Genomic DNA, 20,420 nt, shown 5'->3' with positions numbered 1-20,420 from the left:
GCGAGCAGTAACACCCGCAATAAACAGTTCAATCAGTTTGTTTTGCTTGTACTGACTTAAACGACTTCTTCTCATAGGGATTATTCTAACCTGAAATTAGATTTCCCTAGTTATCTAGTACAGCCCCATTATTTTTATCAATCGACACCATCTGTCTTTCTTCAATCGGCGTATCTTCCGCCCGACCTTTCATATCGCCAACCACCAACATACTCAAAGGTAATTCAACCTCTGCGACTTGATCGCCAGTTGCCGGAACATATTTGATGTTAATTCGCTCTTTAGGGGCGACTGACCCCTCTTTGCCTTTACTCATTAAAACCACCTTTTTATGTGTTTAAACAGAAAAATGTTACAAAATTTGAACAAAACCAGTCTAGCCTAGATAAGTTTTTTTTGCAACAATGAAATAGTCAGGATAGCACGAACACTTTACTTAAAATAACAGCTTACTCTGCCCCATATTGGTTTTGCAGTCTTAACGGCTGATGAACACCTTTCAGATTATGTTCGCCTTGCAGTTCGCCCCAACCCTTATAGCTGGCGTGCCACAGTAGGTTGCCCTCTCGGTCGGTCAGCTCTCTCGGTATCCCGATTTGGTCGCAGTGGTAGTAAGCGGTCTGTTTCTCGCCATTTTTTGCAACCTGAATTTGTGCCAACGGTTCGTAACTCTCCGGGTGGGTGTAAATGTAGGTGTAGCGATTTTCTCCGCTCTGTTCTTGGATTAAATGGCTGCCGTCCCATACAAAATCCGTTTGCAGATTTTCGTACATTGCCGACCGCTTGTTTAACCGTCTGCCCAGAGGGTCGTAGCGGTAGTGCCAAATAGCTTCCTGACCGTTGGCTTTGATAATTTTCGCTTCAATAAGCTGGTCGTTCAGGTCATAACGGTAATATTGCGTTTCGCCGCTCGCCAATTTACGTTCAACCAGATTGCCCAAGCCGTCATAGCGATAATGGGTGCCGTGATATTGATTGACCTTGTTGTCCTGCTCTCTTTGCCCCTCCCGCTCGATAATGTTGTGCGCTGGGTCGAACGCAAACGTCTCTTGACTCAACGGGCTTTTCGCTTGGGTTAAGCGTCCCAGTTTGTCGTAGCCGTAGTGCGTGGTGTGGGTGAGGTTGTCCCGACTTTGGGTCAGATTTCCCGCGTTATCGTATTGGTAACGGCGTTCAATTTGCGCGTTAAGTTGGGCGGTCAATTTCCCCACCGGGTCAAGCGCATAGCGGGTTGTCAATGCGCCTTGGGTGCGTTGGATTTCCCGATGCAGTTTATCCCGTTCAAATTTGCTAATCAGCGTGCCGCTATGTTTTATCGCACTTAAATACCCATTCCCATATTACTCTAAAAAATTAGGTCTTATTTTTCTAATCATTTCATCTGACACTATGTAATATCTACTCAATTTGCGATTACAATTATTATCAAACCATGTGCTTTCTAAAATTGAAATTGATTTAAATACATCAAGCTCAATAAAAATATTATTTATTATCTTATTTTTACACTGTTCTAACTTCTGTAAAAAGGTCATATTTTTTATATTGCTAACATAAAAGTTAGGCGTTATAAAATAATCTTCACTAATATCATCTGTAATAGTTAAACAAATAAAGAGATCATTAAATTCTTTCTCGCTTAACTTATTTTTAGCGATAAGTTTTATATTTCTAAGATGAAATAATGCCAAATTAAATAATGTTGCATTAATATCTTTTACACTCATATTTAATGAATTTACTTGATCATGTCTTAAAACTAAACTAGGCTCTTCAAATGCTCCTTTATAATTGATAATATTATCGAACATAATAAACTTATTATTATCTAAAATGGATAAAATATTTCTATAAAACATATTTACTCCTATATTTATATATTCCAACCATGACAAAATAAGAAATCCTTATCATCTTTACTGAAATTAGGAAAATTACGGTGATGTAATGAGCCATCTAAATTCAATGCTTCGTTTCCAAAATCATGAGCATGCCATTGTGGGCCAGGAACATTTTTCTCATCTGGTTCATGAATCATACTAATATTTTTAGATCCTTGTCCCCTACTGATTTTTCTTTGAGCATCTTTAGGAGTTCCTACTCCCCATTTTTTACATCGTTTTTTGCGTTCTTTATCCGAACACTCACTAACAGCTATAGATTTAGCAGCTATCGGTTGTGCTCTATCCTTGGTATTTGTCGTAGAGCTATTCTCTAATGCCTGCTGAGTTCCTATTAAGCCTATTGATGTAGCAATGGCCAATCCTCCATAAAAAATAGGAATAGGAATTGCCCAGCCTAAAGGATCGATTGCATTCTGGATCGTTGCCTCAAACCGATACAAATTCTCCCCACCCGCTAATCCTATCGGGTCTTGGGTTGTAAACCGCCCGGTTATCGGTTCGTAATAACGGAAGAAGTTATAATGTAGCCCTGTCTCTTTATCAAAGTACTGGTTTTGCAGTCTTAACGGCTGGTGAACACCTTTCAGGTTATGTTCGCCTTGCAGTTCGCCCCACCCTTTGTAGCTGGCGTGCCACAGTAGGTTACCCTGTTGGTCGGTCAGCTCTCTCGGTATCCCGATTTGGTCGCAGTGGTAGTAAGCGTCTCGCTATACCTATTGGTTGATAAATTGGAAAGTATTTTTATCTACATATAATTTTGTGGGATACCAAAAATCATTTTCATCATATTCATTATTTTCATTATTTACACGACATATCTCTAAACAATCTAACTCTGTACTTATAAGCCCAAATCTATTTATATTTATATTTATATTTAAGCTTCTATTCTTAATTATATTTCCATTTATAAGATATATAGGATAAATACCATCAGTTAATGCTGAACCCACATAGCATTTAGGATTCCACCCAACAAAAACCAACTCTTTTAAAACAGATTCATATAAGTTGCTTAAATAAAACTCATTATATTTTTCAATTCTTTCTATTATAGGAATGGCTGTGAATATGGAAAAATATTGGAGACTTTTTAATTTGTCAAAAAAAGAGAGATTTTTAATATATAAATAACTAGAATTATAAATATCTGAATGAAAGTTACTACTAACATATTTTGATAATTCTTTGAGATAATTATCATTGTCCCAATCTAGACTTTTCCACAATTCTGGTATAACAATGCTCTGACCAGATTGACTATAATATACTTTCTCAAAAATAGTAAAATATTCAACTTTATAATGATAATGCATAGATCCTCAATTATGGATAGGCAGGGGGTCTTCCCTTTCCATTTAAATCAACAGCAAATGCAGAATTAGGTTGATGCATATAATGATGCCCAGCAATTCTATTTGTTTCTTGCCATCTACATTTACATCCTTTCTCATATGGAAGTTGCTGAACTTCAAATAAAATATAGTGGAGTTCACCAGTTCCAGCCCTAGTTCCATGCATTCCCCTAGTTGCAGATTTGGGGCCTTGATATCCAACAGTACCTACTGGATATGGTTGACATGGCGGGCATATATTCTTAGAACATGATTGCTCTTTTTCTTTTGAATTATCTTTAGTGCTTTCTACTATTGCAGCACCAATCATTAGCCCAGCCACAGCTGATACTACATATTCTAAACCCGAAATAACCCAAGGTATTGCTATAGCAAATAACCCTAACGGATCAATTTGATTTTGTACCGTACTTTCAAACCGATACAAATTCTCCCCACCCGCTAATCCTATCGGGTCTTGGTTTATAAACCGTCCTACTGTTGGCTCATAATAACGGAAGAAATTGTAATGCAGCCCCGTTTCCTTGTCGGCATATTGGTTTTGCAGTCTTAACGGCTGATGAATGCCTTTTAGATTATGTTCGCCTTGCAGTTCGCCCCAACCCTTATAGCTTGCATACCAACATAACTCGCCCTTTTCATTGGTTAATTCCCTTGGTATCCCGATTTGGTCGCAGTGGTAGTAAGCGGTCTGTTTCTCGCCATTTTTTGCAACCTGAATTTGTGCCAACGGTTCGTAACTCTCCGGGTGGGTGTAAATGTAGGTGTAGCGATTTTCTCCGCTCTGTTCTTGGATTAAATGGCTGCCGTCCCACACAAAATCCGTTTGCAGATTTTTGTGGTTCAACAACTACCTCTTTCATACTTTAAATTAATTATTACCAACAATTAGTTTTCACAAAAAACAATCCAGAGAAATAAAGTATAAAAAAGCATATAAAAAACATCCAGTATAAATGTTTATTATTAAAAAAATGATAAATATAAACAAGCATAAAAGATAAAAAATAAATATATATATAACAGATAATTATAGATAAAATGGGATTAATATCTATTACTGGAGACAGTAATAGAATAACCCCCATCACAGGATAACAAAAATATAATAAAAACATAAATGCCATCCATGAATAGTACTCAAGTAGTACACAAGGAATAATAAAAAACATTAACGTAACAAATAATGGTATAAATTTCATTTTTTACCTATTTTAGATATGGATAAGTCCTCAGTATTACTTCATCTAAGTAATTAGGACAAGACGACTCCGGTAAATGCTCTACCCCCATATGCATTCCAATAACAATCTCTAGTCCTTTTCGCTCTAATTTAGAAGAATTAGCTTCTTTCTTAATAGATTTAGATGATGAAACTAATTTGTTATCACACTTTTTCATGCATTTTTCTTTCTCAAACCCTGAACACTGAAAGGTTTCCCGACATTTAGAATAACATATATCATGTTTTTTACAGGCTGCATCTAATTGACTAATAGGATTGGAATAATAATTATTATAATCTCTTCCTTTATTGTAGCTTTCAGTTCTCCCTCCAGTCCAATCAGGACCACACCAATTCCCATGATATGTAAATAATCCTAATGGATCTATATAGTTCAATATATTATCCCCAAACCGATACAAATTCTCCCCGCCCGCTAATCCTATCGGGTCTTGAGTTGTAAATCGTCCTACTGTTGGTTCATAGTAACGGAAGAAGTTGTAATGTAATCCCGTTTCCTTGTCGGCATATTGGTTTTGCAGTCTTAACGGCTGATGAACACCTTTCAGATTATGTTCGCCTTGCAGTTCGCCCCAACCTTTATAGCTGGCGTACCACAGTATGTTACCCTGTTGGTCGGTCAGCTCTCTCGGTATCCCGATTTGATCGCAGTGGTAATAGGCTACTTCACCATTGTCTTTTATTTGCGCCAACGGTTCGTAACTCTCCGGGTGGGTGTAAATGTAGGTGTAGCGATTGTCTCCGTTCTGTTCTTGGATTAAATGGCTGCCGTCCCATACAAAATCCGTTTGCAGATTTTCGTGCGTTGCCGACCGCTTGTTTAACCGTCTGCCCAGCGGGTCATAGCGGTAGTGCCAAATAGCTTCCTGACCGTTGGCTTTGATGATTTTTGCCTCTATCAGTTGGTCGTTCAGGTCATAACGGTAATATTGCGTTTCGCCGCTCGCCAGTTTACGTTCAACCAGATTGCCCAAGCCGTCATAGCGATAATGCGTGCCGTGATATTGATTGACCTTGTTGTCCTGCTCTCTTTGCCCTTCCCGTTCGATAATGTTGTGTGCCGGGTCGAACGCAAACGTCTCTTGGCTCAACAGGCTTTTCGCTTGGGTTAAGCGTCCTAGTTTATCGTAGCCGTAGTGTGTGTTTTGAGTGAGGTTATCCCGACTTTGGGCCAGATTTCCCGCGTTATCGTATTGGTAACGGCGTTCAATTTGCGCGTTAAGTTGGGCGGTCAATTTCCCCACCGGGTCAAGCGCATAGCGGGTCGTCAGCGCACCTTGCGTGCGTTGGATTTCCCGATGCAGATTATCCCGTTCAAATTCACTAATCAGCGTGCCGTTATGTTTTATCGCACTTAAATGCCCGCTGCCGTAATAGAGGTAATCGAGCGTTTCACCGTTTGGCAGGCGGGTTTGAGTGCGGTTGCCGTTGGCGTCATACTGATACTGAAAGCGGTCGGTTTTGCCCGCCGTTTTGCAACTTTGGCTGATAAGCCGTCCGAAACGGTCGTACTCAAATTGCAATTCGCTCTCACCGTTGCGGGCGAGGTTGAGACGGTGTTCGCTGTCATAACCGTATTCTGCCACCATATCGGGTTGGGTGCTTTCGCTTGCTTGGGCTTTATGGGCTATCAATCTGCCAAAGCTGTCCCGTTCAAAATAATGGGTACGCAGCGGCGGGCTGTTACGGCTCGCCGAGACCTGTTGTTCAACCAAGTCGCCGTTTTGGTAGTGGTAGCGGGTGTATTTGCCGTCAAAACCGCTTTCGCCGATTAAACGGTCGCCCTCGTCATACTCGAAACGGTAGCTTGCTTGGTTCTCATTCACCAGTGCCGAAAGCCGTCTTGCCGGGTCGTATTGATAATGGAACACGTTGCCCAAGGCGTTAATCCGTTGGGTTGGTAAGCCGTCTAACGCATAGCGGTATTCGGTTTGGCTGCCGTTGCCGTCCGTGTAAATAGCAAGACGGTTTGCCGAGTCATAGCTAAATTGCTCCTGACTGCCGTCCGGATAATCAATTTGTGTCAGCCGTTGTTGATTATCATAGCGATAGCGGGTTTCATTGCCTGCCGCATCAATCAAACGGCTGATTTGCCCTGTCGGGGTATAATGCCATTCCGTGCGGTTGTCGGAACAGTCCGTTTGGGCAGCAAGTTGGTTATCGGCATTGTAATGGTAGCGGGTCTCGTTGCCGAGCGGGTCGGTCATACTGCTGATTAAACCGCTTTCGGTATAACGGAACCTGATACGCTGATTGCCTTGTTGTTCGGCAATTAAACTGCCTTTGTCGTCATACTCATACCGTGTAGTATGCCCTGCCCCATTGGTTTGGCGAATGAGACGACCTTGATTGTCATACTCGTAACGGGTTTCTTGCCCGTCAGGTTGAATAACCTTACTCACCTGACCCTGTGGCGTATAAACATAACGGGTGGTTTTACCATTGCGGTCGGTTTGTTTAACCACTCGCCCCATATCATCACGTTCATTTTGACTTTGACTGCCGTCGGCAAATATCTGACCGGTTAATTCTTGATGTTCATTAAAATAGTAATATTCCCGTCTGCCTAACGTATCAATCACTTCGGTATAGCTTGGGTGGTAAATAAACTGCCATTGCTCACCCAGATTGGTGTGATGACGAAGCACTTTACCGGTTAGGCTTGGGTTGTCATACTCATAATACGCCTCTAAGCCGGCACTGTCTCGGTGAGACACCATTATGTGATTGCGGTAGCTAAAGGTGCGGGTAATATTGCCGTAGCGGTCAATGACTTGAGCCAAATCCCCCGCCTCATCATAGGCATAACCAACCAACACCTCGCCTTGCCGGTGAAGGTCTTTCTGTGCTTCGGATAAGTCTGCCTGTTTCGCTAAAAGCGCAATAGAGATAAGACGGGTATCTTTCCCTTCGTTAATCGTGTCAAACAAGAGGCTGAATGTGCGACCGTTACCGTCAATCATATATTGCGGCAAGCCTGTTTGTGGTTGATAAATAAAACGTTGCTGATTACCGTAGCGGTCTTCAACCTTAGTGAGCGGATAATGTACGCCATCTTGCAAGCGTAACCCGGTAAAAGAGAACGATAACCGACGGTCTAACGGCTGAAGCACATAATCATCATACCCGGTTCGTTGCACCCAAAGTTGGTGTTCCGGTAAAAAGACCGCACCGGAGGCAGGTTCAAGCGCAGGTAAGGCTAATTCCGAACCCTGCTCATCAATATAGCGCATTCCCGCCGGCACTTTCACTAAACGCTGTACCCCCGGCACACTCCAACCTTGACCTAACCAGCCTGTCCCGATTTGGTCGGAGTAGTAACTGCGTGTCCAACTCAATGGCAGAATACCCTCGAAAGCAAAATCCACTTCCTCACCCAATACTTTAATCCCCAACACAGGATTAACCGGATGCCCAACTCTTGGGCACTGCTTATTAGAGCGCGCACGTTTATCCGGCATAAAAGATTTTGCACCCGGAGGCACATCACCAACCCCGCCGGAAAGCGGGGAAGACGGATTGCCGGATTGCCCCATTTGAGGTGGTTTACACATATCGGAAGATGAATTTCCCTTAGCTTGTCCCATTTGGGGTGGTTTACACATCTCACCTGATGCGCCTAAGCCACCCTTATCGCCTTTACCTCCTGAACTTCCCGCAGAACCCTGACCACTCGCACCGCCTCCTTGTCCAATTTCGCCCCCGTGTGCCATTCGGCCACCGCCGCCGTCTTGGACTTGTTCTTCTGTCGGGGATAATACCGCCGCCGATGCGCCTTCTCCCGTATCACTCTCTGCCTTCGGACTATTTAACCCCACTTTCGACCCATTCACAAACACACCATTGGCATTCAGTTTGACGATCGACTCACCAAATTTTAATTGGATTTCCTCATTATTCATCAATATTGAGGTCTGCTCCCCCACTTTCAGTAAGATTTCATCATCTGCCTGATAAGTCTGCGTCCCCGGTAATGCAGCTTCTCCCACACCGGCTTTACTGGTTTTGACACTCACCATATTTGATTCGGTAATCCGACCGCCACCAATACGCTCCGTGAGAAAACCAATGCCGATTTGGGTGAGTTGGTTACCCAACTCCACGAACAGTTCTTTATTCCCCTTTTGTACCGTTGTCCGCTGGTCGTTCTTCACCACTGTGTTCATATCTTTTTGAGCGTGGAGATAAAGCTCTTCCTTGCCGTTGCTGTCTTCCATTCGCAGTTCGTTAGATCCTTTGCCCTTGTGGGTTTGGGACTTAATAATCGTTTGGGTTGCTGCTTTCGGTAACGTACCCGGTGGGAGATTTTCGGCGTGATAGGTGCGTCCGATAATAATCGGTTGGTCGGGGTCGCCTTCAAGGAAGCTGACAATGACCTCTTGCCCGATACGCGGAATGGTAATACCACCAAATCCGGCTCCCGCCCAAGGCTGACTCACCCGGATCCAACACGAGCTGCGGTCATTGCCTTCACCGTATCGATCCCATAAAAATTGGACTTTCACCCGCCCGAATTTATCGGTAAAAATTTCTTCCCCTTTTGGCCCGACGACCATCGCCATTTGAGGGCCAAAGACTTGCGGTTTCGGTATCGCAAGCGGTCGCCACGTTTGAGTTATCGGAATAAATTGAAAATGATTTTGATAGTAAGTGCCACTGCCTTGTAAATCCGCTTCGGCTTCAGCCCCCTGTGGCTGACGACCGAAATGACTGAGGCGAATAGGTTGCCAAGGGCGATTGAGCGATTTATCCGGGTGGTTTTTTAATACAAACCGCGTGCCTAATACTAATTCCGTTGCATTACTTTCCCCTGCACTTTGATGGGCTTCATTGCGTAAACTGTCTAGTCGGTATTGGCTGAACGCTTTGCCCCTATCCGCCTGTTTAAAGCGAGCCGGGTATTCAAAATATTCATAGGCTTGCCGCTGATTGTCCAAATCACTCGCTTGTTTGCCAAATTGGGCATTCCAACCGGGCTTTTTAAAGGTGTAATCCCGTAATTGAGTGCTTGATACCCGCACCCGTTCTGCCCGCTTAAAGCGCCAAATCATTGATTCACGCCGGGTCGCTTCCGGATTGGGGTTATAGCTAATGGTTTCGCCCGTAACTAATGAATCGGCATTATCACAGAAAATCAGCGTATGCTGTTTTGGTTGAAATTCAAAATAGAAGAAAATGCCTTCTTCGGCTAATAAACGGCAGAGGAAATCAAAATCCGTTTCTTGGTATTGGACACAGAACTCCCGTATCGGGTGAGCGTCTTTGAAGTTATAGGCATACTGGCTGATGCCGTGTTCGGTCAAAATCGTGCCGACAATCTTTTTGAGGTCTTTTTGCTGGAAAATCCGTGAATTTGTACGCAATGTTGTTCGCCAAAATTCCGGGCGGAGTTGAACGGTATAATAGGTTTTATGAAAACCGGTCTCACCTTTTTCAAACTCCGCCACCATACCGGTGAAGCTGCGTAATAAAATACCGTCTCGATAAATGGACAGTGTGCCCAGTGAATCCAACACTTGATTAAACGCGATATTCGGTTTATCACTGATGAGCGTAAGCGTGAACTGAAACAGCTCACTATATCCCTCTTCCCCTTTAAATTCGACAACGGAAAAAGTCTCAGGCGGGAGATTAAAGGCTTGGAACGTAAATTGTAAACCGGCAGGAAACGTCGCGGCTTGACCGGACAGCATTGCAGACATCGCTTTGACAGGGGATTGCGCCAGTGCAGGCAGTTGATTTGCCATTTTACCGGCTTTTTGAGCTAATCGGATAACCTCTTGAGCCTGACCTAGCCGTTTTGCCACTTTCTCACCCCCGACACCGAGTTGCGAGGCAGTATTCAGCCCCGCCATCACAGAATCCACCCCAACCGCCATAGCGGATACATCATTGGCTAACTGACCTACCCCTTTAACCGTATTAATTACTTTATCGGTATTTGATAGGGCTTTGGCTAATTTTGCATTGCCAACCACACCGTTTGCCTCATTAAGCGTGTCAGTTACGTTGCTAATTGCCTCTGTTTGATTCAATAAAGAAGAAAGGGGAGTCTTTGCCATAGTGCTGTTTCCTTAACCATTTGAGGGATATGTTACCCTATTTTGTCAAAAAACAGAACTGTTCTGCTCATACAATAAACAAATTTTAGCTTGCAAAGGGAGGGGAGAAAAAGTAATATCTGACTTGAATTGATCACGAGAATATAAAGCTATATTCTTTCATTTCTTAACTACCTAAATTTAACTTAAAGAGGTTTACTATGCCAACTCCTTGTTATGTCTCCATTACCGGTAAAACACAGGGCAATATTACTGCGGGTGCTTTTACGGCTGAATCTGTCGGGAATATTTTTGTCCAAGGACACGAAGATGAAATGCTGGTTCAAGAAGTTAAACACGTTATTGAAACCCCAACCGATCCACAATCCGGTCAACCTTCCGGTCAACGTGCACACAAACCACTCAAATTAACGGTAGCACTCAATAAAGCTGTGCCATTACTTTATAATGCACTAGCCTCCGGTGAAATGCTACCGACCGTGGAACTAAAATGGTATCGTACCTCTGTGGAAGGAAAACAAGAGCATTTCTTCACCACATCATTGGAAGATGCCACTATCGTCAGCATTGACTTAAAAATGCCACATGCCCAAGACCCTTCACAACGTGAATTTACGCAATTACTTGAGCTTTCCCTAGCTTACCGTAAAGTTACCTGGGAACATACTTCCGCAGGGACATCCGGTTCTGATGACTGGCGTGCACCAATTGAGGCTTAGTCTCATTATTTCCAATTCAAAAAAGTCCTCTTGGTATAGACTATCAAGAGGACTTCTTGTTTATACCGCAGAATGAATATACTGCTTCGTTTAGAAATCAAGACTTTAATCGCATCATCAACCTATTCAATAAATTACAAAATCTTCCTCTCATCCGACCGCTTGTAGCCTCTTACAATAACGCACTACCCAGCAACGCAATGCCGAAGCCGACAATACCAATTGAGGTTTCAAGTAACGTCCAGGTTTTGAGCGTGGTCTTTTCGTCCATTTCTAAAAAGCGGCTCATTAGCCAGAAGCCAGAGTCATTGACGTGGGATAACACCGTCGCACCGGAGGCGATGGCAATCACGATAAAGCAGCGATCAAACTGGCTTAAATCCGTTGCATTGGTAACCATCGGGGCAATGAGTGCGGCGGTTGTAGTCAGTGCTACGGTTGCCGATCCTTGCGCTACCCGTAAGACCGCAGCGATAATAAAAGCAGCCACCACAATCGGCATTCCGGTATCAGACATCATCGCAGATAAAACATCGCCAATACCGCTGGCTCGCAAGACGCCGCCAAACATTCCGCCCGCTCCGGTTACTAATACAATCGCACAAATCGGCCCCAGTGCGTTGTTACAAATCTGCTCAATTTGCGCATAACTGCGTTTATCCCGCAAAAGTAAAATCGCCACGATCAAAGTGATTAACAGGGCAACCGGCGTTTTGCCGATTAAACGTAGGATTTGTACCCATAATTCCGTACCGTCAATCACTTTTGCAACCGTTAGGGTGTTTAACCCTGTATCAAATAGAATTAAACCGATCGGCAATAATAATACGGTGATGACTCGGGCAAAGGACGGCGGATTTTGTACCGCAACATCGTTCACCGATAAGGCATTGAGAAAGGCTTTGGGCAAATCAACCTGTATCCGTTTGCTGATAAACTGACTGAAAAGGTAAGTGCCGATATACCAAGTCGGGATAGCACATACCAAGCCGACAATGACTAACAACCCCATATTTACGCCCAATAAATCACCGGAGGCAACAGGGCCGGGGTGCGGCGGTAAGAAAGCGTGCATCACGGCAAATGCGCCCGCAGAGGGAAACGCATAACGCAACACCGAGCCGCCAAACCGTTTCGCCACACTAAAAATAATCGGCAGCATCACCACTAAACCGGCATCAAAGAAGATCGGGAAACCGAATAGAAGGGACGCTACCCCCAAAGCAAAAGGTGCTTTGTGTTCGCCAAATTGGTTGATGAGCGTATCCGCCAATACTTTTGCGCCACCGGTAATTTCCAGTAACCGCCCAATCATTGCCCCCAACCCAACCAATAAGGCAACCGATGCCAAGGTATTACCGAAGCCGCTTAATAAAGTCGACATAATTTTATCCACCGGAATACCGGCGGCCAATGCGGTTAAAAGACTGACCGTAATTAACGCAACAAAAGCGTGCACTTTGAATTTAATGATCAGCACCAGCAATAATAAAATGGCGGCAACCATAATAAAAATCAGCATTTTCCTCTCCTTTTGGTTATTGTTATCGGTAACATACCATTATTTAGTTACATAGGAAATATATCGCTAATTTTTATTTAAAAAGTGTGAACATCTTCACATTTTGATTAACTTTTCAGAAAAAACAGCGATAAAAATGGTAAATTGGTGCTTTCACTCTGTTATCGGTAACTTAGGGAATATTTATGATTATCGGAAAAGCATTTATCGTAATGGGGGTATCCGGCACCGGTAAAACCTCAATAGGCACGGCGGTTGCGCAGCATTTAGGGCTAAAATTCATTGACGGGGACGATCTCCACCCTCGTGCTAATATTGTGAAAATGGCACAAGGACAGCCACTTAATGATGATGACCGCCAGCCTTGGCTGGCTCGTATCAACGATGCGGTATTTAGCCTGACACAGAAAAACGAGCAGGGGATCATTGTCTGCTCTGCCTTAAAAAAAGTCTATCGGGATCAGATCCGAGCTGCTAATCCGCCAATAAAATTCCTATTCTTACACGGTGAATTTGAATTAATTTTACAGCGAATAGCGCAACGGCAAGGGCATTTTATGAAAGCGGCGATGCTCAAAAGTCAGTTTGACACCTTGGAATTGCCGCAACTGGACGAACAAGATGTCTGTTTCATTGATATTGATGCTCCGTTTGAGCAAGTGGTAACACGCTGTATTGAGGTCATTCAAGCAACAGGTTAGATACTCTCACCTAAATGGATTTGGTAGCCTAAATCAATTAGACCGGCAGATTGTGCCTCTCCGTGAATACGGGCTAACAGTTGCTCGGCGGCAGTTCTGCCAATCATTAAACGGGGGGTAATGACGGTGGCAAGTTGCGGAGTGAGGGATTGCCCGACATCGTGGCCGTGAAAGCCGGCAATCGCCATTTCGCTCGGCACGGCAATACCAAGCCGCTGGCACTCAAACAGTGCACCGATCGCTAAATCATCATTAGTACAAAAAATGCCGTCTAACACCGGATATTCCGCCAACGCTTGCCGAAGCTGCTTTGCCCCCAAAGTGAACGAAGAGGGTTCTTCGGTACTGATGCAATATGCCGTCAAACCGTGTTTTGTCATTGCACGTTGGTAGCCCTGCATTTTGAGCCGGGTGCGTTTATCCATTCGCGCACAAAAGTAGGCGATATGGCGTTTCCCTCTTGCAATCATTGTTTCAACCATTGCTTGCGCTGCAGAAATATTGTCAAAACCGACCGCTTGTTGTCGCCCCATTTCACTGCTGTCCATCATTTCAATCACTGGGATTTGCGCCACGTCTAACATTTTTAGGGTACGGGCGGAATGGTGGTTTTCCGATAACAGAATGCCGTCAATATTGTAGGAAAGCAGCGATTCAATCCGCTGTTCCTCTTTCTCCACACTGTATCCGTAATGGGCTAACATTGTTTGATAGCCCGCCTGATCGGTAATTTGTTCAATACCCTTTATCACATCGGCAAACACCTGATTGGTTAAAGAGGGCACTAGCACGCCAATGGCTCGGCTTTTCGCATTCGACAGAATATCGGGGGCACGATTTGGAATGTAGCCGAACTGTTCGATCGCCTCGGCGATACGGACTTGTGTGTCAAGCGCAACCGTATTGCGATTGCGTAAATAGCGGCTAACCGTCATCTTAGTGATCCCAAGATGGTCGGCAATATCTTGTAACGTCGGGCGTTTACGCTTAGGCATTTTCATTAGCGGTAAAAGAAGTGGTGTGGAAGTATATCGACTATTCTAACCCAGCGGCTAAAATTGTAAATCGTTAGGCAGAGAAGGGCGATGACCTCACCCTTATTCAACAGAATTAGGCGTTTTTGACAGTAGGCACTAATTCAATATTCAGTGCATTTAGAATTTTACAGATTGTTTCAAAGCGAGGCTTACTGCTCGAAAGCGTCTGATACAAGCTTTCCCGCCCAATGCCCGCTTTTTTCGCCAGCTCGTTCATTCCTTTTGCTCTGGCAATATGGTTTAACGCTTGGATAAATTCTTCATCCGTACCGTTTTTTAATGTTTGCGCCAGATATAAGGCGATCAATTCATCATTTTCTAAATATTCTGCGACATCAAAATGGGTAATATCCATTTGATATTCTGTTTCCGGTAAAAGATTTTCATTATTCATTGCTGCCTCTATATTTTTTAATTTGTTTATTTAATTGCTGATATTCAGACCACAATAACTTTGCTTTTTCAATATCCTCTTGTTGCGATGTTTTACAATTACTGCCGGTTAATAAATAAAGTCTCCCTTCACCTTGTGCGAAATAAATACGGTAGCCCTCACCAATATTCACCCGCATTTCATAAATGCCACTCCCTACAAATCTCCACTCGTCTAACATACCCCGTTCGGATTGCTCAATGTATTTCACCATTAAAATCTTAGCCAGTGGATCTTTTATATCTCTAAACCAATTTCGAAAAATTGGTGTTTGCTTCAGTGTGTACATTCTTTCTCCTTTATATTTATGAAAGGTGATTGTAATGTTTACAATACAGGAAGACAATATCTGCCCCGAACTGATCCGAGTTCTCTAGACACAACAAAGTATTTACTATCAAGTCTTTGGAGGTATCAAGATTTCTGTTATCCCCTCAATATCAGCGTTTGGATTGATAGTTCATTTGCCTTGAATAAATGACAGGCTGGCTGATCTCAATTGATGAGACGGTAAAGAAAAAGGGCTCTATGCGCCCTTGTAGTCCGTGGTTTTATATAGTTTAGCAACACTTCGTTAACACGAGTCTACCAACCTTGTCCCGTTGCTCTGAATGATTGAATAACTTCAGGGGATAGTCTCAAGGTGATAGATTGCTTGGTGCTTTCTGCTTACCACGCCCTGCTAAGATTTTTCCTGGTCATTCCATTTCGCTTTGATGTGCGGTTATCAGGGACAATAACTGCTATTTATCATTATCCTCCTTACCATACCCGCATTTGAGTTTATGTTATTTATGCTGACTTAAACGACTTTTTCTCATTATAACGTTTATCCTAAATGGGAAATTTATCAGTTATCTAGGAACCTCAAAGTAAATACCATTTGACGCTAAATCAAACGGCATTTTTACCTTTTACCCCTACTTCAACAATCGCTTCAACTGATAGAGTTTATCCAACGCTTGTTTTGGGGTGAGATCGTCAAGATCGATAGCCCGTAAGGCGATTTCCACTTCGCTCGGTTCGGCAAGCGGGTCGATTGTCGGTGTCTCTTGCAAATCGGCGTGAAACAGTAAATCGCCCTGCACATTGCGGTTTAATTCGGCGGTTTGCTGGGAAAGTTGCTCCAACTGTGCCAATTTTTGTTTGGCGAGCTGAATGACCGCTTTCGGCACACCGGCAAGGGCTGCCACCGCCAAGCCGTAACTTTTGCTTGCTGCGCCCTCTTGCACTTGGTGCATAAAGGCGATCGTGTCGTGATGTTCAAGGGCATCTAAATGAACGTTCGCAACACCTTTGAGCTGATTCGGCAAGGCGGTCAATTCAAAATAGTGGGTCGCAAACAGGGTGAGCGATTGGGATTTTCTCGCCAGCCATTCGGCACACGCCCACGCCAGCGATAAGCCGTCATAGGTGGACGTGCCACGCCCGATTTCATCCACCAGCACCAAGCTGTTTTCGGTTGATTGATGCAAAATGTTCGCCATTTCCGTCATTTCCACCATAAAGGTTGAACGCCCCGATGCCAGATCGTCCGATGCGCCGATACGGGTAAAAATGCGATCAATCTGCCCGATTTCCGCACTGTCCGCCGGCACAAAGCTGCCGATATACGCCATTAGCGTAATGAGGGCAATTTGGCGCATATAGGTGCTTTTCCCGCCCATATTCGGGCCGGTTACAATCAACAGATGGCGCTGCCCGTTTAAATAGACCGGATTAGCGATAAACGGCGTTTTCAACACCTGCTCGACCACCGGATGCCGCCCGCCTTTGATTTTAATGCCCCGCTCGGCACTGAAAGTCGGCATCACATAATTTAAACTCTCCGCCCGCTCGGCAAGGTTGGTCAGCACGTCCAGTTCCGCTAATACCAAACTCGCCAGTTGCAACGCCGCCAGTTGCGGCATCAGCAGATCAAATAATGCTTCGTAGAGCTGTTTTTCCAACGCCAGCGATGCCCCTTTCGCCTTTAATACTTTATCTTCGTAGGTTTTCAGTTCGGGGATAATGTAACGCTCGGCATTCTTGAGGGTTTGACGGCGAACGTAGTGCATCGGCGCTCGGTGCGCTTGCGCTTGGCTGATCTGAATATAGTAGCCGTGCACCGCATTAAAGCCGATTTTCAAGGTATCAATGCCCGTTTTCGCCCGCTCTTTGGCTTCCAACTCTTCCAAAAATTTGGTCGCACCGTCTGCCAACTGCCGCCACTCGTCCAGTTCGGCATTATACCCCTCGGCAATCACACCGCCATCACGGATCAACTGCGGGGGATTTTCAATAATCGCCCGTTCCAATAATGCCTGTAATTCGCCGAAATCGGCTAATTGGCTCAACATTTTGTCTAAACAAGGGGTCAGTTGGCAGGCATTTTCGACAATCAGCGGGATTTGCGCCAAGGCGGTACGCAGGCGGGTGAGATCCCGTGGACGCGCGGTTCGCAATGCCACCCGAGCCAAGATCCGCTCCATATCCCCGACTTGCTGCAACAAGGGTTGAAGCGGATCGATCCGTTCGTTTTTTTGCAATGCGAGAATGGTCTGTTGGCGATCGGTGAGCTTCGCCACATCACGAATCGGTTGATGAATCCAGCGTTTCAGCAAGCGGCTGCCCATTGGCGTAACACATTTATCCAATACAGCAGCGAGGGTATTTTCCGTGCCGCCGCTAAGATTGGTGGTTAATTCTAAATTGCGGCATGTGGCAGCGTCCAACAAAATGGTATCAGTGCGTTGGGCTAAATGAATAGCGTTAATATGGGGCAATGCGGTGCGTTGGGTTTCTTGGGCATAGTGCAACAGGCAACCGGCGGCACACAGGGCAACTACCGCTTTTTCCACCCCAAATCCGCTCAAATTTTGCGTGCCAAATTGGCGGTTGAGAAGCTGAATGGCGGTAACCAATTCAAACTCCCAAATCTGACGGCGGCGTAATCCTTTATAACGATCAAGTAAATCCTGATAGGCAAACCCTTCGGGGTACAAAATTTCCGCCGGCTGCGTGCGTTGCAACTCTGCCGCCAACGCCTCTTGGCTCGGTAATTCGGTAATCAAAAAACGACCGGACGTCATATCCAAGGTGGCAAGGGCAAACACGTTTTTTTCCACATAGACTGCGGCGACTAAGTTATCCTGCCGTTCGGGTAGTAGCGCTTCATCGCTGACCGTCCCCGGTGTTACAATTCGCACAACCTTTCGTTCCACCGGCCCTTTCGAGCTTGCCGGATCGCCGATTTGTTCACAAATTGCCACCGATTCGCCCAATGCGACCAATTTTGCCAGATAGCCTTCCACCGCGTGATACGGCACGCCCGCCATCGGAATCGGTTCGCCGGCGGAATGCCCCCGTTTGGTGAGCGAAATATCCAACAATGCCGCCGCTTTTTTAGCGTCATCATAAAATAATTCGTAAAAATCGCCCATTCGGTAAAACAGCAAAATATCCGGATTTTCCGCTTTCAACTGTAAATATTGGGTCATCATTGGGGTGTGCGTGTGTGCTTTGTCTGTTGAAGTCATTCTTGGATCTTATAGGTTAATTTTGTGTGCGTTTATCGCCCTATTTTATGGGGATAGCCGCAAAAAAGCCACCTTTCGCCTTTATTGATAAGTATTTTTTCGTGAAATAAATTAAATTAACATAAGGTTTAATATCTTTACATTGTTTGGAAAATAAGCTATCAATACAAACGGTCGGCACAGCCCGATTTTATGCAAAATCATTTTACAGGAGATGTATTTATGCTCACAGCACAACACAGCATTTCGGCGAAAATAAAACGATTTTTCAAACCTTTCCTTTCCGCAACACTTTTCGTCACGCTGGGGCAATCCGCCTTTGCCGCCTCACCACCCAAAGAGACGGTTCTCGCCGATAAACAGGAAATCGCCATTCATACCACTGCCGAAGCCGCCACGCTCGACCCGCAAAAAATGGAAGGCTCGGACGAAAGTTTACTGGCTCGCCAGCTCTTTGAAGGCTTGGTCAATACCGATGAGGAAGATCGGATTATTCCCGGTGTCGCCGAGCGGTGGGAATATTTAGACAATGCCCAGAAAGTCCGTTTTTACTTACGCCACAATGCGAAATGGTCGAACGGCGATCCGGTAACTGCTCACGATTTTGTCTATGCTTGGCAACGTTTGGTTGATCCGAAAACCGCTTCGCCCTATGCCTCTTATTTGCTCTTTATGAAAATGGCAAATGTGCAAGCCATTATTGACGGTAAACAAGCGCCGGACACACTCGGCATTAAAGCCCTTGATGATTACACGTTAGAACTGACCCTCTCCGCGCCCGTGCCTTATGCGGTGGATTTAACCCAGCACGCTTCGCTCTATCCCGTTCATAAAGCCACTGTGGAAAAATACGGCGATGAATGGACTCGCCCGCAAAATTTGGTCGGTAACGGGGCTTATCAAATTGATGAACGGGTGTTAAATGAAAAAATCGTCCTAAAACGCAACCCAAATTACTGGGATAACGAAAAAACGGTGATTGATAAAGCAACCTTTTATGTCCTGACCGAAACAGCAGGAATTGCCCGCTATCGCACCGGCGCATTGGATATTTCGTATATCCCCGGCAGCCTCTACCGTGATGCCAAATTCCAAAAAGACTATGGTTCACAAATTCATAGAAATCGTAAATTGGGTACATTTACCTATGAAATGAACCTCGCAACGCCGCCTTTTGACGATATTCGGGTACGCAAAGCGTTAAATTTAGCGGTTGAGCGCGATATTATCACCTATAAAGTGTTGAATTTCGGGCAAACGCCGGCATTCACCTTTACCCCGCCGTACATTAAAGGCGGTGAGCGGATTCAACTGCCGGAATATGCCAGTTGGACGCAAGCCCAACGCAATGATGCGGCTAAGAAATTACTCGCCGAAGCCGGTTATAGCAAAGCCAATCCGCTAAAAACCGAGTTGCTCTACAACACAAACGAGGGCTTGAAAGAAATTGCGATTGCGGTAACCTCAATGTGGAAAAAGAATTTAGACGGAATGGCGGATATTAAATTAAAAAATATGGAGTGGAAAACCTTTCTGGATACCAAAAATCAGAAAAATTATACTCTTGCGTTCTCCGCTTGGATCGCCGATTATAACGAGGCCACGACCTTTTTGACCTACTACCTCTCCAATAGCGCTCAAAATTATATCGGCTTTAACAGCCCAAGGTTCGATCAGCTTATCCACGATTCCTATTATGCCAAAAATGATGACGAACGGGCAGAAATCTACGCTCAAGCGGAAGCCGAGCTAGACAGCCATTACCCGTTTGTTGCCATTTATCACTATGCCGGTCAAATCATTAAAAACCCGAAATTAAAAGGTTATGAGGGCAAAAGCCCGCAAGGCGTTTATTTTCTAAAAGATCTCTATTTGGAAAAATAACCCGCTCAGGTGCGGTTCAAATGACCGCGCCTATCATTC

General features: G+C 44.6%; 16 protein-coding genes and 2 pseudogenes. 3 read left to right on the top strand and 15 right to left on the bottom strand.

The genetic code is table 11. The features are described 5' to 3' along the window. The 9 genes and pseudogenes from E4T80_RS08620 to tssI all read right to left on the bottom strand — a co-directional run. A pseudogene (locus tag E4T80_RS08620) lies at nucleotides 1-75 on the bottom strand (IS1595 family transposase); the annotation flags it as partial. A gap of 31 nt (nucleotides 76-106) precedes the next feature. Further along, on the bottom strand, nucleotides 107-316 hold the full coding sequence (locus tag E4T80_RS08615; protein WP_135057395.1) for a type VI secretion system contractile sheath small subunit: 210 nt from the start codon (nucleotides 314-316) through the stop codon (nucleotides 107-109). A gap of 133 nt (nucleotides 317-449) precedes the next feature. Beyond that, nucleotides 450-1,238 carry an RHS domain-containing protein gene (locus tag E4T80_RS08610; protein WP_135057390.1) on the bottom strand — a complete coding sequence of 263 codons (789 nt, stop codon included), beginning with the start codon at nucleotides 1,236-1,238 and terminating at the stop codon, nucleotides 450-452. A 102-nt stretch (nucleotides 1,239-1,340) separates the two neighbouring features. Beyond that, nucleotides 1,341-1,859, bottom strand: coding sequence for an Imm15 family immunity protein (locus E4T80_RS08605; protein WP_135057387.1), 519 nt, complete (start codon nucleotides 1,857-1,859; stop codon nucleotides 1,341-1,343). Between the two features lie 14 nt (nucleotides 1,860-1,873). After that, nucleotides 1,874-2,344, bottom strand: a complete 471-nt coding sequence (locus E4T80_RS08600) for a hypothetical protein (RefSeq protein WP_233437168.1) — start codon at nucleotides 2,342-2,344, stop codon at nucleotides 1,874-1,876. 12 nt (nucleotides 2,345-2,356) lie between these two features. Next, nucleotides 2,357-2,593 (bottom strand): annotated as a pseudogene (locus tag E4T80_RS13340) (RHS repeat-associated core domain-containing protein); the annotation flags it as partial. A gap of 24 nt (nucleotides 2,594-2,617) precedes the next feature. Further along, nucleotides 2,618-3,220: a hypothetical protein gene (locus E4T80_RS08595; protein WP_135057381.1), complete on the bottom strand. Its 603-nt coding sequence runs from the start codon at nucleotides 3,218-3,220 to the stop codon at nucleotides 2,618-2,620. Nucleotides 3,221-3,230: 10 nt separating this feature from the next. Beyond that, complete coding sequence (locus E4T80_RS08590; protein ID WP_228064786.1) at nucleotides 3,231-4,106, bottom strand: RHS repeat-associated core domain-containing protein; 876 nt, start codon at nucleotides 4,104-4,106, stop codon at nucleotides 3,231-3,233. Nucleotides 4,107-4,468: 362 nt separating this feature from the next. Beyond that, the gene (gene tssI / locus E4T80_RS08585; protein WP_135057375.1) at nucleotides 4,469-10,567 is read right to left on the bottom strand and encodes a type VI secretion system tip protein TssI/VgrG; all 6,099 of its coding nucleotides are present in this window, start codon (nucleotides 10,565-10,567) and stop codon (nucleotides 4,469-4,471) included. A 200-nt stretch (nucleotides 10,568-10,767) separates the two neighbouring features. Between tssI and E4T80_RS08580 the strand changes: the two genes are divergently transcribed. Continuing rightward, nucleotides 10,768-11,286 carry an Hcp family type VI secretion system effector gene (locus E4T80_RS08580; protein WP_047977870.1) on the top strand — a complete coding sequence of 173 codons (519 nt, stop codon included), beginning with the start codon at nucleotides 10,768-10,770 and terminating at the stop codon, nucleotides 11,284-11,286. Nucleotides 11,287-11,458: 172 nt separating this feature from the next. Here E4T80_RS08580 and E4T80_RS08575 read toward each other — a convergent pair whose 3' ends face one another. Continuing rightward, nucleotides 11,459-12,808: a GntP family permease gene (locus tag E4T80_RS08575; RefSeq protein ID WP_135057372.1), complete on the bottom strand. Its 1,350-nt coding sequence runs from the start codon at nucleotides 12,806-12,808 to the stop codon at nucleotides 11,459-11,461. 185 nt (nucleotides 12,809-12,993) lie between these two features. Here E4T80_RS08575 and E4T80_RS08570 point away from each other — a divergent pair, with 185 nt between their 5' ends. Next, complete coding sequence (locus E4T80_RS08570) at nucleotides 12,994-13,509, top strand: gluconokinase (RefSeq protein WP_135057369.1); 516 nt, start codon at nucleotides 12,994-12,996, stop codon at nucleotides 13,507-13,509. On the opposite strand, the gene gntR is transcribed toward E4T80_RS08570, so the two are convergent. The 5 genes from gntR to mutS all read right to left on the bottom strand — a co-directional run bounded on the left by gntR (nucleotide 13,506) and on the right by mutS (nucleotide 18,497). Next, nucleotides 13,506-14,504 carry a gluconate operon transcriptional repressor GntR gene (gene gntR / locus E4T80_RS08565; RefSeq protein WP_135057404.1) on the bottom strand — a complete coding sequence of 333 codons (999 nt, stop codon included), beginning with the start codon at nucleotides 14,502-14,504 and terminating at the stop codon, nucleotides 13,506-13,508. The two genes, E4T80_RS08570 and gntR, sit on opposite strands and share 4 nt — an antisense overlap. 115 nt (nucleotides 14,505-14,619) lie before the next feature. Next, entirely contained in the window at nucleotides 14,620-14,940 is a 321-nt protein-coding gene (locus tag E4T80_RS08560) for an addiction module antidote protein (RefSeq protein ID WP_135057366.1), read from the bottom strand. After that, on the bottom strand, nucleotides 14,933-15,268 hold the full coding sequence (locus E4T80_RS08555; RefSeq protein ID WP_135057363.1) for a type II toxin-antitoxin system RelE/ParE family toxin: 336 nt from the start codon (nucleotides 15,266-15,268) through the stop codon (nucleotides 14,933-14,935). The genes E4T80_RS08560 and E4T80_RS08555 overlap by 8 nt, the downstream gene beginning before the upstream one ends. A gap of 296 nt (nucleotides 15,269-15,564) precedes the next feature. Beyond that, nucleotides 15,565-15,621: a BrnA antitoxin family protein gene (locus E4T80_RS13140; RefSeq protein ID WP_228064789.1), complete on the bottom strand. Its 57-nt coding sequence runs from the start codon at nucleotides 15,619-15,621 to the stop codon at nucleotides 15,565-15,567. 278 nt (nucleotides 15,622-15,899) lie between these two features. Beyond that, nucleotides 15,900-18,497 carry a DNA mismatch repair protein MutS gene (gene mutS, locus E4T80_RS08545; protein WP_135057360.1) on the bottom strand — a complete coding sequence of 866 codons (2,598 nt, stop codon included), beginning with the start codon at nucleotides 18,495-18,497 and terminating at the stop codon, nucleotides 15,900-15,902. A 192-nt stretch (nucleotides 18,498-18,689) separates the two neighbouring features. Here mutS and E4T80_RS08540 point away from each other — a divergent pair, with 192 nt between their 5' ends. Then, complete coding sequence (locus E4T80_RS08540) at nucleotides 18,690-20,381, top strand: ABC transporter substrate-binding protein (protein WP_228064787.1); 1,692 nt, start codon at nucleotides 18,690-18,692, stop codon at nucleotides 20,379-20,381. Nucleotides 20,382-20,420 lie beyond the last annotated feature (39 nt).

The sequence above is a fragment of the Muribacter muris genome, assembly GCF_004569585.1.
GTDB lineage: Bacteria > Pseudomonadota > Gammaproteobacteria > Enterobacterales > Pasteurellaceae > Muribacter > Muribacter muris.
Note: the sequence above shows the minus strand (reverse complement) of the source record. Positions and strands in the feature narration are given on the sequence as shown.